13 protein-coding genes are annotated in these 13,525 nt (G+C 41.6%); 4 read left to right on the top strand and 9 right to left on the bottom strand.

The features are described from left to right. Positions 1–129: 129 nt before the first annotated feature. The 8 genes from PW252_RS04010 to yycF form a co-directional block, all read right to left on the bottom strand. The gene (locus tag PW252_RS04010; protein WP_248045021.1) at positions 130–501 is read right to left on the bottom strand and encodes an OsmC family protein; all 372 of its coding nucleotides are present in this window, start codon (positions 499–501) and stop codon (positions 130–132) included. A gap of 91 nt (positions 502–592) precedes the next feature. Continuing rightward, positions 593–1,639 (bottom strand): D-alanine--D-alanine ligase, encoded by a 1,047-nt coding sequence (locus tag PW252_RS04005; protein ID WP_248051396.1) that lies wholly within the window; start codon positions 1,637–1,639, stop codon positions 593–595. 81 nt (positions 1,640–1,720) lie between these two features. Next, positions 1,721–2,317, bottom strand: a complete 597-nt coding sequence (gene recR / locus PW252_RS04000; protein WP_248051394.1) for a recombination mediator RecR — start codon at positions 2,315–2,317, stop codon at positions 1,721–1,723. Between the two features lie 8 nt (positions 2,318–2,325). Then, the gene (gene pbp2b, locus PW252_RS03995) at positions 2,326–4,371 is read right to left on the bottom strand and encodes a penicillin-binding protein PBP2B (RefSeq protein WP_398582953.1); all 2,046 of its coding nucleotides are present in this window, start codon (positions 4,369–4,371) and stop codon (positions 2,326–2,328) included. Between the two features lie 113 nt (positions 4,372–4,484). After that, positions 4,485–5,864, bottom strand: coding sequence for an ABC-F type ribosomal protection protein Vga(F) (gene vga(F) / locus PW252_RS03990; protein ID WP_248051391.1), 1,380 nt, complete (start codon positions 5,862–5,864; stop codon positions 4,485–4,487). Positions 5,865–6,382: 518 nt separating this feature from the next. Further along, positions 6,383–7,186 (bottom strand): MBL fold metallo-hydrolase, encoded by an 804-nt coding sequence (locus PW252_RS03985; protein WP_248045053.1) that lies wholly within the window; start codon positions 7,184–7,186, stop codon positions 6,383–6,385. A gap of 6 nt (positions 7,187–7,192) precedes the next feature. Then, the gene (gene vicK, locus PW252_RS03980; RefSeq protein WP_172049898.1) at positions 7,193–8,542 is read right to left on the bottom strand and encodes a cell wall metabolism sensor histidine kinase VicK; all 1,350 of its coding nucleotides are present in this window, start codon (positions 8,540–8,542) and stop codon (positions 7,193–7,195) included. Continuing rightward, the gene (gene yycF, locus PW252_RS03975; protein ID WP_105114647.1) at positions 8,535–9,239 is read right to left on the bottom strand and encodes a response regulator YycF; all 705 of its coding nucleotides are present in this window, start codon (positions 9,237–9,239) and stop codon (positions 8,535–8,537) included. Before yycF ends, vicK begins: the two co-directional genes overlap by 8 nt. A gap of 189 nt (positions 9,240–9,428) precedes the next feature. Here yycF and PW252_RS03970 point away from each other — a divergent pair, with 189 nt between their 5' ends. Genes PW252_RS03970 through PW252_RS03955 form a run of 4 tightly spaced genes read left to right on the top strand, consistent with a single transcriptional unit; the run spans position 9,429 to position 12,431 of the window. Continuing rightward, a complete protein-coding gene (locus PW252_RS03970) occupies positions 9,429–10,190 on the top strand; it encodes an amino acid ABC transporter ATP-binding protein (RefSeq protein ID WP_248051388.1) in 762 nt (253 codons plus the stop codon). 10 nt (positions 10,191–10,200) lie between these two features. Then, on the top strand, positions 10,201–11,046 hold the full coding sequence (locus PW252_RS03965; RefSeq protein ID WP_248051386.1) for a transporter substrate-binding domain-containing protein: 846 nt from the start codon (positions 10,201–10,203) through the stop codon (positions 11,044–11,046). 14 nt (positions 11,047–11,060) lie between these two features. Further along, complete coding sequence (locus tag PW252_RS03960) at positions 11,061–11,759, top strand: amino acid ABC transporter permease (protein ID WP_248051384.1); 699 nt, start codon at positions 11,061–11,063, stop codon at positions 11,757–11,759. Positions 11,760–11,771: 12 nt separating this feature from the next. Further along, positions 11,772–12,431 carry an amino acid ABC transporter permease gene (locus tag PW252_RS03955; RefSeq protein ID WP_105125585.1) on the top strand — a complete coding sequence of 220 codons (660 nt, stop codon included), beginning with the start codon at positions 11,772–11,774 and terminating at the stop codon, positions 12,429–12,431. 106 nt (positions 12,432–12,537) lie between these two features. Here PW252_RS03955 and PW252_RS03950 read toward each other — a convergent pair whose 3' ends face one another. After that, positions 12,538–13,401 (bottom strand): hypothetical protein, encoded by an 864-nt coding sequence (locus tag PW252_RS03950; RefSeq protein ID WP_248051382.1) that lies wholly within the window; start codon positions 13,399–13,401, stop codon positions 12,538–12,540. Positions 13,402–13,525 lie beyond the last annotated feature (124 nt).

Below are 13,525 nucleotides of genomic sequence, written 5' to 3'. Positions count from 1 at the left end.
GGCATAACTGAAGTTAGGCAAGGTGAGTTAACGACGTAATAAAAGATAAACTAAATGACGATAAACTAAAAAAGAGCTTTCGCTCTCTCTATTATATCATTTTTTAGCTCATGTGAAAAAAAGTTCATCCTAGTCTAACAAATCAAACTCGACATGATAGCTGATATCTTCACGCAAGAGGGCTTTAACCCGACACTTTTGGTCAACATAGGCCAAGATTGCTGCCTGCTTTTCGGCTGAAACCTGCTCAGCCAAGGCAATTTTCAGATCAAATTTTCTGTCTTCCAACTGGCAAGCCACTTGAACAGGCATAGTTTTATTGCCCTCTTGGCTGGCATAATAGCCCTGCACACACATGGTCACACAGGCAGCCAAGCCGATATTGACTAGACTAACAGGCGTTTCTCCCTTATCAGTCACACCAAAAGTACGAACGGGGTCCCCGTAGCCTTGAGAAAGGGCCTGAAATAGACCTTCTCCTTTTACTGTCGTTTGATACATAAACACCTCCAGATACTTGTCCCCATTCTATTCCTATTTGACCCCCTTTGCAAGAAAAAGATTGGATTTTCTCCAACCTTTTTCAAACGAATTAAATCAAATGGCTTTCGCGTTTTTCAAACATTTCCTTAGCCAAGCTGACTAACTCTTCAATCAGGTCTGAATAAGCCAATCCCATGTTGTCCCAAAGAAGTGGGTACATAGACCACTGGGTAAAACCTGGCATAGTATTGAGCTCGTTGAGGAAGATGTCACCCTCTTCTGTCAGGAAGAAATCACAGCGAGAAAGACCGCAACCACCGATAGCACGGAAGGCCTTGGCAGCATTGTCACGCATGATATCCATAATCGCCTCGTCAATCTTAGCTGGGATTTCCATAGTAATCTTGTTGTCGATGTATTTGGCATCGTAGTCATAAAAAGCAACGTCTTTGACTACTTCGCCAGGGAGTGTCGTTTTCACGTCAGCATTTCCCAATAAACCAACCTCAATCTCACGCGCATTGACACCCTGCTCAACAAGAACACGACTGTCATACTTGAAGGCCAAGTCAAGCGCCGCTTGCAAACCTGCTAGGTCCTCCGCCTTAGAGATACCAACACTTGAGCCCATATTGGCCGGCTTAACAAAGACTGGGTAGGTCAATTTGTTTTCAATTTCAGCAATTTTTGCCTCAATATTCTCGCCCTCAATAACCGCCACATAAGGCACCTGGGCAATACCAGCAGATTCCAACACACGCTTGGTTGTAATCTTATCCATGGCAACGCTCGAAGACAAGATATTGGTACCAACGTAAGGCATACGAAGCACTTCCAAAAAGCCTTGGATAGAGCCATCTTCTCCCATAGGTCCATGGAGAACAGGGAAAACAACGGCATTTTCTTCGTAAATATCGCTTGGACGCACTTGCTGGTCTGCAAGGATAGTCGCATTGGTCATGAGTTTTTCATCAGCAGCTGGTGTTTGGCTAAATTCTTGTGTTTTGATGAAATCACCAGTCTGAGTGATGAAGTAAGTTTTTACAAAAAATTTATCATAATTGATGGCACGCATGACACTTTCTGCAGACAATACAGATACTTCACGCTCTGCCGAACGGCCACCATAAAGTAAAACAAGGGTTTCTTTTGACATAAACATTCCTCTTCTAACTTAGATAATCTACACTTAGTATAGCATATTTTTGAATTTGAAGCCTTTTCTGATGGATAAAAACTACAATTCTGTTCTATTTTGAATGGCTCTTAGCAGAGTCACTTCATCTGCATACTCAATATCGCTTCCGACAGCCAGACCACGTGCCAGGCGAGTAACCTTGATCCCTGCTGGTTTAAGCACACGGGAAATATACATGGCAGTCGCTTCTCCATCCGCTGTTGCATTGGTGGCCACAATCACCTCTGTCACCTCGTTATCCATCAAACGAGTAAGAAGGGTTTTGAGGTTAATATCGTCTGGTCCAATACCATTCATCGGGGAAATCAAGCCATGCAAGACATGGTAAAGACCGTGGTATTCTTGGATATTTTCCAAGGCTGTCACATCTCGACTGTCTTCTACAATTAAAATAGTCGACTGGTCACGACTGCTATCTTGACAAATACCGCAAGGGTCCTGGTCTGTCAGATTGCCACAAACCGAACAATAGGTCAAATCCCTCTTGGCAGCCAAGAGATTTTTTGCAAATTCATTGACCACATCATCTTCCATACCAATGGTATAGAAGGCCAGCCGCGTAGCTGTCTTAATACCGATTCCTGGTAATTTGGAGTAACTGTCAATCAACTTGGCAATGGGTGTAGGATATAGCATAATTCTCCTTAGTTCATTGGGTAAAGTGAATTGTATAAATTAATGATTTCTGTTGTAATTGCTTTTGTTGTAGAATTTTCGTTAGTCAAGTTTGGAAGTACGACTGCAACTGCGATTTGTGGATTATCACTAGGTGCATAGGCAACAACGTTGGTATTTACTGCAGTTACTACTTCACCTGAAGGAGTTGTAGTATAAGTTTCGGCAGTACCAGTCTTGGCACTGATGGTCACGGCCGCACCACGACCGATAGCACTACCTGTATTAAATCGTCCTCCACCATTTACAAGTTGATAAAATCCTTGACGAAGGAGAGCCATTTCATCAGCTGAAATATTGACTTGATTCATCTCTTTACCAGAAACTGTTTCAATCAAATCTCCCAATCCACCTTGGGGATTATTTCCATAGATACCTTCTACAAGATGAGGAGAAATCCTTTTTCCATTATTTGCTACTGTCGCTACATATTGAGCCATCTGCATCGGTGTATAGTTATCAAACTGTCCAAATGCATTCATAATAAAGTTTGCGGTGGAATATTCTTCTGGTAAGAAACCTGTTGATTCAAGTGGTAAGTCAATTCCTGTTGACGCACCTAAACCATACTCTGCAAAAGTCGAACGAAGCTTAGTCATGGCATTTGTCAATGTATCGCCATCATTCAAATACATGTTAGCTGAGTAGGTCTGACCAAGTAGTCCCAAAGCAATCTTAACCATGTAGACGTTAGAAGAATATTCCAGAGCCTCTGTCGCATCAATATTAAAACTACCATAGGCCCACCAAGATGTAATTGGTGCTGAACCTGCAAAATAAATCGGTTCATCTAATAATACCTGATTTCCTGAGATAATGCCATTCTCCCAACCAGATGAAATAGTTGCACCCTTGACAATAGAACCTGGTGTAAAGACGCTTGTGATGGTGCCAAGAGCATCTTCAGTAATCGTAGTCGTCCCTTTTTCATGACTATATCCTGACATAGCAAGCACTGCACCTGTAGAAGGATTTAATGCAACTGCATAAACACCTTCTGAATAAAGTGCACTTCCTGTTGACAACTCACTCTCAAAATATTTTTTTAGAATCGCATTGACACCATCTTGAAAGGCCAAATCAATGGTTAGTTTAATATTGTTTCCTTGCTGACCCTCTTGGATGGTCTTAATACTCTCCACATTACCATTTCGGTCCAGATTGATTTCCTTTTTCTCACGTTGTCCTTGTAGGACTTCTTCATACTGCTTTTCGAGGTAGGCAGTTCCCACTCGGTCATTTGGCGAATAGCCTTTAGACAAATAATACTCTGCATCTTCGGCTGGCAAACCTGCCTGTTCACTTGTTACCGTTCCAATAACCGAACTCAAGGAGGTCGGTAGGATATTCCGCTGCCAGTTATTGGTCGTAGAAATACCAGGCAGTTGAGATTCGTTGGCAACAATATGAGCCACCTGCTCTGCGGACAAGGAGTCTGTTACCAGGTTTACTGTTGCGAAGTAAGCAGCACCATTCATTTGCTTAAATAGTTCTATGGCCTGATTTTCCTGTTCCGAATAATTCAACACATCTTCAGACAAACTTTCAACAGCATTGGCATAGATAGTTGCTTCTTCCAGATAATTGCCATCCGAATCATAGAGTTTATCTTTTGGCAGCTTCTCTACAACCTGCTTATAGACCTCTGTATCTGCCAAATAATAATCTGCCTTGTCCCGTTCCGTTACCGAAACATCAGACACCTTGACCCATTGCAAGAGCTTATTTGCTACTTCCTTCATTTCCTGGGCTGACATCTTATTGGAACGGGTAAAGGAAACGACCTGTTGAATCTGATTTTCCACAAGCGGCTTACCTTGCGCATCATAAATCTGCCCACGAACCGATCCATTGCTGATAATCTTTTGGCTAGCAGTTGATAACTTATTGCTATAAAAATCATGATTGACAATCTGCATGTCTGCCAAACGCAAAATCAAGACCAAAAATAAGAAAATAACGATAGAAAATAAAATATTCAAGCGGATGGAAATAAAATTCCCATTATTCTCCACCAAATGTTCCTGTCTTTTTTTCAATTCACCGACCTCATTCTAGAAATATCCTTCTTATTATACCACAGGAAAAAAATATTTTTTAGACCTAGCTTCCTTTTGAGAAATTTTTTCTAGTCTATTAAGCTACCATCCTTTATCCACCACTTACTTGTTGCGACCTTATCCACAAAGTCTTGGTCATGAGAGATCACCAAGATACTTCCCTGGTATTCCTTCAAAAATCTTTCCAGGGCTTCAATAGCTGTCAGATCTAAAAAATTAGTCGGCTCATCTAAAATCAAGAGATTAGCATCAGTCAATAGTACTTTGGCCAAGGAAAGCCGAACACGTTCACCACCAGATAAATTTGCCACCTTCTGCTGGACCTTATCATAAGAAAGTCCCAACATGCCTAATAAATTGAGAACCGTTATCCTATCTTGAAGCGACGTCGAGCTAGCATTCACAAAGGCTGTTTCCTCTTCATTGAGACTGGTCAAATCCTGGGAGAAATAGGCAATTTTTAATTTTGGATTGTAATAGCCTTCTAATTCTTTTGAAATCAATTTCCGAACAAAACTGGTTTTCCCAGTACCATTTGACCCAACCAAAGCTAGTTTATCCCCAAAAGTCATGCCAAGTTGAGGAAAATCAAATAAATAGGTTTCCTCAATCCAGAGCTGACCAGCCTGCAAGCGAAAGAGACTGTGAAGACCCGTATCCAAGGCACCTTTCGCTTCCATCTTTACCCACCTTTCCTTTCTCGGTTGTTCAACCTTGTCCAAACGCTCTATCCGTTTTTCCAAATGCTTGGCAGTCTTGGCCATAGACTTGGCTTGACTATCATAGGAACCCATCATAGCATTAACCTTCCACTCAGACGATGAAACACCTTTCTTTTTCTTCCCCATCTTCTGAGCCTTGGCTTGACGTTCATGTTGAGCTTTTTTCAGTTGGGCAACTTTTTTCTGATAGGCTTCATAGGCCTCCTGCTGTCCTTCTCGTCTAGCCCGGCGACTTTCTACAAATGCCTCGTAATTCCCAGGATAAACCTGAACCTTTCCTTCTTCTAAATGCCAGATATGACTGGCTATTTGATTGAGAAAATACCGATCATGACTGACAAGCAGTAAACTGCCACGAAAACGTTTGATTTGCTTGATCAGCTTTTCCTGGTGTTCTTGATCCAGATTGGCTGTCGGTTCATCCATGATTAACAACTGTGGTCTTTGGGCAAATGCCTCTTGAATAGACTTCCAAACCTGTTCCCCACCTGAAAGCGAGCTCCTATCCTGTAACTGGGGTACATAGGCCCAGTCTGCTTTTACCTCAATCTGACCAGCAAAATCCCTATCCAGTCCTAGTAAGATTTTCAAAAAAGTAGACTTGCCAACACCATTATTTCCAACCAAACCAACCTTTTGACCAGCTTGAAGGCTTAACTGCTTGATTGTGAACAATCTACGTCCCGCAAATTCCTTCTCTAATTGAATACATTTTATCATTTCCATATAGACCTCTTTTCTTCACAAAAAGGGCTTCTATTCTTCAAAAAGTGCATACAAAAAAGCCATGCAAAACATGACCCTTTCCAATGGAAAAAGTCACACGAATACTAAGCCCTTATGAGCAGTCTTATCCCTTGTGTAGTCATTTAGTTTATCTTTTATTACTTCGACGTAAAAGGAAACATCGTTTCCTTATTTCCAACTTCAAACATTCCACTGGATTGTTTGAACTCGCTTTGCCGTACTATGTAGAAGTAACTTGCTTCGCAAGTGCTATCTCCAACCTTGTACAGTCACTCGACTGTACAAGCAGCCTGCAGCTTTTGGTGCGAACATCATTCGCTCTATTTACGACCTCCAACAGTCTATTCCTAGACTGTTGGAGCAAGTACTAAAAGACTAAATTATCAAATAATTGATTTTCAACAAGTTTTAAGAACGACTAATAAGCAGCTTAATTATTCATGCAACTTCACCTCACGTATTTTATATATTTATTCTAAATAAATTCTATGAATTTGTCAAATCTTGGTCAAGGGTGTCGCTGTATCTGGCGAGGTATCATAGACCTGAAAATCCACTCCAACTCCTAAATCAGCCTGCGCCAACTGATTAACCATGGTCATGTGAGCCAATTCCTTGATATTGTTTTCCTTTGATAAATGCCCAAGGTAAATCTTTTTAGTCCGATTTCCCAGCGAGCGAATCATGGCATCTGCACCATCCTCGTTACAAAGGTGGCCCTTATCCGACAAAATCCGTTGCTTGAGGTTCCAAGAGTAAGAACCCGCACGCAAGATTTCAACATCATGATTAGACTCAATCAAATAGGCATCTGCATTCGCCACAATCCCAGCCATTCGATCGCTGACATAGCCTGTATCCGTTAACATGACAAAGGACTTATCATCCTTCATAAAGCGGTAAAATTGAGGACAAGCCGCATCATGGCTAACACCAAACGACTCAATATCTAGGTCACCAAAGGTCTTCATAGCCCCCAATTCAAAGATATGTTTTTGAACCTGGTCAATCTTCCCCAATTTGCTTTCCATTGCCTGCCAGGTCAACTCATTGGCATAAATGTCCATGCCATATTTACGCGCCAGAACACCGATACCATGGATATGGTCACTATGTTCATGCGTTACTAAGATAGCATCAATATCTTCTGGCTTGCGGTCAATTTCTGCCAAAAGGCTGGTAATCTTTTTTCCTGATAAACCAGCATCTACCAAGATCTTCTTCTTATCCGTTTCCAAATAAAAGCAATTCCCACTTGATCCTGAAGCTAAAATACTGTAATTAAATCCTTTTCCGATCATATTCCCCTATTCTTCTCCATCTGAATCATCCCATTCATCCATTGTAATATCCTTACTGTATGGCAAGACGATGGTAAAGGTTGAGCCATGTCCATATTCACTCTTGGCCCAAATGAAGCCCTTGTGTTGCTTGACGATTTCCTTGGCAATGGCCAAACCTAGACCGGTACCACCCTGGGCACGCGAACGAGCCTTATCCACACGATAAAATCGGTCAAAGATCTTAGGTAGGTCAGCCTTTGGAATGCCTAACCCTTCATCAGAAATGGATACAATCAACTGACTATCCGTCGTTTTCATACCGAAGGTAATAGTACCACCATCAGGCGAATACTTGATAGCATTGTTCAATATATTGTCTAGCACCTGGGTCATCTTATCCGTATCTAGCTCCACCCAAATAGGACTGATTTGATAGTCACGCACAATGGTATAAACCTTATCTGACTCAGCATTTTTCATCTGGTCAAAACGGTTAAGGATAAAGGTCACAAAGGCTGTAAAGTTGATTAGTTCGACATCTATTTGACCAACCTGGTTATCAATCCTTGATAGACTGAGCAAGTCCGTGATCATCCGCATCATGCGATTGGTTTCATCAAGGGAGACCTTGACAAAACTAGGTGCAACTGATTCCGTCAAGGCTCCCTCATCTAGGGCTTCTAAATAGGATTTGACGGATGTCAAAGGTGTACGGAGTTCGTGACTGACATTAGATACAAATAGACGGCGTTCCCGTTCCTCCTTAGCCTGCTCGGTCATATCATGCAAGACAACAACAAGACCAGAAATCAAGCCACTCTCACTCCGGATAGTCGCAAAATTGGCTCGAAGTGTTAAAAACTCCTGGTTCTCATTGGCATGGTCCAAAACAATCTCAGGTGTCTGTGCCAACAAATCACGCAGACTATAGCGGTCCTTAATATCCAACACATCTAAAATCTGCAAGGTTTCTTGTTTCTTTCCAGCTAGCCCCAGTTGCTTTTGTGCCATATCATTGATCATGATAATCCGACCAACTCGGTCCGTCGCAATGACCCCATCACTCATATAAGAAAGGATAGAACTCAGACGGGTTTTCTCCTGTTCTAAGCTATCATGAGTTAGACGGATGACTTCCGACAGATCATTGAGCGAGTTGGCCATGTCCGTAATTTCCGGACTTCCCCTCATGTCCAAGACTTCTGAATAATCACCATCCATCAAGGCTTTCACACGCTGATTGAGCTGTTTGATTTGCTTATTATCCCTATGGTTTTCAATCAACAAGACCGTCAATGCAATCAAAAAACCAATGAGAATAACAACAAACCAAAACTCTGCTGTTGTCATTAAATAACGTAATTGATTAATCATTTCCCTTGATAAAGTATCCTACACCACGACGGGTCAAAATATATTCCGGTCGGCTTGGTGTATCTTCAATCTTTTCACGCAAGCGGCGAATAGTCACGTCCACCGTACGCACATCTCCAAAATAGTCATAGCCCCAAACCGTTTCTAGCAAATGCTCCCGGGTCATAACTTGCCCCAAATGCTTAGCTAAATGATGCAACAATTCAAACTCACGGTGGGTTAATTCCAATTCTTTGCCATGCTTCTTAGCAACAAAGGCATCTGGCAAAATGACCAAGTCCCCGATGACCAATTCAGGACTACCAGTATTCTCAACGGACATCTGTGTTTCTGACAATTCGCTTCTACGCAAGAGAGCCTTGACACGCGCCTGCAATTCACGATTAGAGAAAGGCTTGGTCACATAGTCATCTGCCCCAATCTCAAGTCCAATCACCTTGTCAAACTCACTATCCTTGGCAGACAGCATAATAATGGGAACATTGCTGGTCTTACGGATGGTCCGAGCAACTTCTAAACCATCCAACTCTGGTAGCATCAAATCCAAAATCACAATATCTGGAAATTCAGCTTCAAAAACCGCCAAGGCTTCCCGACCATCAAAAGCCGTCACGACTTCATAGCCCTCACGGGTCATATTAAATTTAATAATGTCTGAGATGGGTTTCTCATCATCTACAATCAAAATTTTTCTCATAATTTCTTACCTTAATTATCTTTATTTCTTCTATTATATCAAACTTACTTAAAAAATTCATAACCAGAGTTAACTAACACAGTTATGTTACATTTTCTTACACGTTCTATATTAAATTGTCTGAATTTGCTTGACTTTTAATATAGGGAGTGATATCATGCTATTATCTTACACCAAAAGGAGATTACTATGGCTTTAGTAGAATTTAAAGATGTAAACAAATACTATGGCGACTACCACGCCCTTCGCAATATTAACTTGGAATTCGAACCTGGACAGGTTGTTGTTCTCCTTGGACCATCCGGTTCTGGTAAATCAACTCTTATTCGGACTATCAATGGACTAGAAACTGTCGATCAAGGTAGCCTTGTTGTCAATGGGCATACCGTATCCGGCTCATCTGTCAAAGAATTGTTAGCTCTTCGCAAGGAAGTCGGCATGGTTTTCCAACACTTCAATCTCTATCCACATAAAACTGTGTTAGAAAATGTTACCTTGGCGCCGATTAAGGTTTTAGGCATTGATAAGGCTACTGCTGAGAAGACCGCCAAGAAATACCTTGAATTCGTAAACCTCTGGGACCGTAAAGATTCCTACCCTGCCATGCTATCGGGTGGTCAAAAGCAACGTGTTGCCATCGCCCGCGGACTAGCTATGCACCCAGAATTGCTCCTATTTGACGAACCAACTTCTGCCCTTGACCCAGAAACAATCGGCGATGTTCTTGCAGTTATGCAAAAATTGGCTCGCGATGGAATGAATATGATTGTCGTAACCCACGAAATGGGCTTTGCTCGTGAAGTTGCTGACCGAATCATCTTCATGGCTGAGGGGGAAGTATTGGTTGATACAACCGATGTCAATGGCTTCTTTGACAATCCTACTGAACCTCGTGCTAAACAGTTCCTCAGCAAGATTATCAACCACGAATCAGACAAGGTCAAACTCTAGGAGGTTGCTTATGACAGATAAAAAAGTCAATCTATTTTTAGCCGTCAGGCTTGCTATCATCAGCATCTTAACGCTGTTCTTTATCCATATCAATCAAACCGTTGTCCAAACAGAAACACCTGCCCCTATTACTAATAGCGATCAGGTTCAAGCCATCATTGACAGAGGCGTGCTCCGTGTCGGAGTGAAACAGGACGTCCCTAACTTTGGCTTTAAAAATCCGGATACTTATGAATTTGAGGGTATGGAAATCGACATCGCTCGTAAAATTGCTGATGAGTTGGGAGTGGATATTGAATTCACCCCTGTAACAGCCCAAACTCGAGGACCGCTCTTGGATAATGGTCAAGTAGACATGGTCATCGCAACCTTCACTATTACCGATGAGCGGAAGTTGCTTTACAACTTTACAAACCCTTACTACACAGATGCTGTAGGTTTATTAGTCAACAAAGATAGCGGCATTGAAACCTTCACCGACTTAGACGGAAAGACTGTTGGGGTTGCACAAGGCTCTATCACCCGTAAATTGATTACTGACTTAGCTGATAAATATGGTATCTCTGTTTCATTTGCGGAATTAGGTTCCTATCCTGAACTTTCTGTATCGCTTCGTGCCCATCGTATTGATAGCTTCTCCGTAGACCAATCCATCCTATCAGGCTACATTGGTTCTAAGTCTAAATTACTGGACTTCAGCTTCTCTGCATCTGACTATGGTATCGCCACTAAACTGTCAAACAAAGATTTGAATGCCTATCTAAATTCTCTTATTGAAACTTGGCATAATGATGGCAGTTTACAGGCTATCTATGATGCCAATGGCTTGAAGCCTGTAACAGAAACCGACGAATAGAAAGGGAAAATTTTATGACTATCTTGACTACAAGTCCCTATGCTTGGGAAAACTGGGTTAGTTATTTCAATGACTTCCCTCTCTTCTTCCAAGGCTTCCTCTTCACCCTAGCCATTGCTATTGGGGCTTTTATCACAGCCATGTTACTAGGCATACTTTTTGGCAGCCTATCTTCTAGCAAGAACAAGCTTTTAAAGGTGCTAGCTCGTGTCTATGTAGAATACTTCCAAAACACTCCGCTCTTGGTTCAGTTCATGATTGTTTATTATGGCTTGCCCTTGATTTCTAACTACATCCTCATGCCATCCATCTACTGGACAGCTGTTATCTGTGTGGGACTTTACCACGGTGCCTATATCGCAGAGGTCATCCGTGCAGGGATTGAGGCTGTGCCGACTGGCCAGACTGAAGCCGCACTCTCACAAGGTTTTACCCAGTCTGAAACCATGCGAATCATCATCTTGCCACAGGCTATTCCAACAATCCTACCTCCATTAACTAACCAAGTGGTAAACTTGATTAAGAATACGGCAACAGTTGCTATTATATCTGGTGCTGACATCATGTTTATGACAAAATCATGGTCTGCCATGAATGCCAACTACATCCCAGCCTTTGCAGGAGCTGCTTTCCTCTATTTCTGTATGTGTTTCCCAGTTGCAAGCTGGGGCCGCCATATCGAAGAGAAAAACAAGGCTACCTTTTCACACTAAGGAGGTTGAACAATGAATTATGTTTTAGAATTACTCAAGCCTTCAACCTTCCAACTCTTGTGGAGTGGTTTGAAGTTAACCCTTTATATCTCTAGTATTTCGGTGGTTCTTTCAGTTCTCTTCGGAATGATTTTAGCCATCATGCGAAATGGAAAAAATCCACTCTTCAAGTGGATTGCAACGATTTATATTGAATTTGTGCGAAATGTACCCAACTTGCTCTGGATTTTCACAGTCTTCTTGGTCTTCCAAATGAAGTCAACGCCTGCCGGTATTACTGCCTTTACTATTTTTACCACGGCAGCTATGGCCGAGATTATCCGTGGTGGTCTAAACGCCATCGGACCGGGCCAGACTGAAGCTGGTTTGTCACAGGGTTTTACCCCAGTACAAATCATGGTCTATATCATCATGCCTCAGGCCATTCGTAAGATGCTACCAGCTATCATCTCGCAGATTGTGACGGTTATCAAGGATACCAGTTTCCTCTACTCCGTTATCGCTTTGCAAGAGCTTTTCGGTGCTAGCCAAATCCTCATGGGACGCCATTTTGAAGCTGAACAAGTCTTTGCCCTCTATCTCATGGTTGCTCTCATCTACTTTGTCATCAACTTTGCTATCTCAAGCCTGTCACGTTATGTGGCCAAGTCTTGGGCGAGCAGTATTGAATAATACTCTTCGAAAATCAAACTCAGTCGTTGTTGACTTGATTTTGATTTTCATTGAGTACTACCAAAACTCCCAGCCACTTGGTTGGGAGTTTTTGTGTTTGTAACAACTATTTTAAGAATGAATGACGATGATCTTTTACCTTGATTGTTACGAAAAAACTTGTCGACTGCACTCCAGGTCTACGAAAACCAATTCTGTAGGTTCCGTCTTCCACATTAGAATAGTCAAATGTTTCGACTTTCTGTTTTAAATCAGCTAGTAATTTATCTTCCTCCAGTAAGTCATTTTCTAAACCAAGGTCCTTCTTATTAAAAAATTCAACTTCAATTACCGCCATTTCTTCCTCCATGAGCCAGTCCAAATTTATATCATAAAAACCTGCAAAAGCCCGACCATTATAGCGATTTTCCTCTACCTTTTTATAAAACTTTATCAGTTTTTCATCCTGAGTTTCAAGCCTACCATCCACTTCAAACAAAGTGAAATCTTTTTCTTCCATCAATTTAAATATCTGCTGTGCCTGATTCAGCAAATATTTACCTCTCGGCTGATGCCACATAGCTTGGTCAACGATACCATCAAATTGATACAACATTCCGCTTGGACTATCATTAAAATAGACTGTCATATTTAGTAATCCATTTAACGCCTCCTGTCCTTCAATTCGGTTATTGACCAAAGTATCAGAGGATTGAAGTGTAATTGACTGACCATCTATAACCTCAGTATAATCATACTCTAGAACATCCCATGGGTTACCAATGGTTATAGGACGAAATTTTGTCAACTCCACCTTACCAGTGAAACCATATGACTCCATACCCTGTTCAAGCATCGTCTGATACGATATCAATTCCTCTCGAGTAGCCACTTTGGGACTAAAGAGCAACAATAGACAAAGCAACAAAATGCCAAAGAAACCAATAATTCCTAATATAAGACCTACAATAAACTTCATTATCCTTTTCATTTAAGCACCTCTTTCCTTGACTATTATACCAAAAAAGAAGCCCTTTCGGACTTCTCCTTATAATTATTATGGCTCTATAATTTCTGTAGTGGGTAAATCCACCATGGAAATTATGGAGCTTTTT

It is taken from the genome of Streptococcus sp. 29887 (genome assembly GCF_032595075.1).
Classification (GTDB): Bacteria; Bacillota; Bacilli; order Lactobacillales; family Streptococcaceae; genus Streptococcus; species Streptococcus iners.
The sequence above is the reverse complement of the archived record's forward strand: the minus strand, read 5'-3'. Positions and strand labels throughout refer to the sequence as shown.

Bases quoted from the DNA above. Each gene is read 5' to 3' on its own strand.
- PW252_RS04010 (WP_248045021.1), bottom strand. From the start codon at position 501: ATGTATCAAACGACAGTAAAAGGAGAAGGTCTATTTCAGGCCCTTTCT.
- PW252_RS04005 (WP_248051396.1), bottom strand. From the start codon at position 1,639: ATGTCAAAAGAAACCCTTGTTTTACTTTATGGTGGCCGTTCGGCAGAG.
- recR (WP_248051394.1), bottom strand. From the start codon at position 2,317: ATGCTATATCCTACACCCATTGCCAAGTTGATTGACAGTTACTCCAAA.
- PW252_RS03985 (WP_248045053.1), bottom strand. From the start codon at position 7,186: ATGATCGGAAAAGGATTTAATTACAGTATTTTAGCTTCAGGATCAAGT.
- vicK (WP_172049898.1), bottom strand. From the start codon at position 8,542: ATGATTAATCAATTACGTTATTTAATGACAACAGCAGAGTTTTGGTTT.
- yycF (WP_105114647.1), bottom strand. From the start codon at position 9,239: ATGAGAAAAATTTTGATTGTAGATGATGAGAAACCCATCTCAGACATT.
- PW252_RS03970 (WP_248051388.1), top strand. From the start codon at position 9,429: ATGGCTTTAGTAGAATTTAAAGATGTAAACAAATACTATGGCGACTAC.
- PW252_RS03965 (WP_248051386.1), top strand. From the start codon at position 10,201: ATGACAGATAAAAAAGTCAATCTATTTTTAGCCGTCAGGCTTGCTATC.
- PW252_RS03960 (WP_248051384.1), top strand. From the start codon at position 11,061: ATGACTATCTTGACTACAAGTCCCTATGCTTGGGAAAACTGGGTTAGT.
- PW252_RS03955 (WP_105125585.1), top strand. From the start codon at position 11,772: ATGAATTATGTTTTAGAATTACTCAAGCCTTCAACCTTCCAACTCTTG.
- PW252_RS03950 (WP_248051382.1), bottom strand. From the start codon at position 13,401: ATGAAAAGGATAATGAAGTTTATTGTAGGTCTTATATTAGGAATTATT.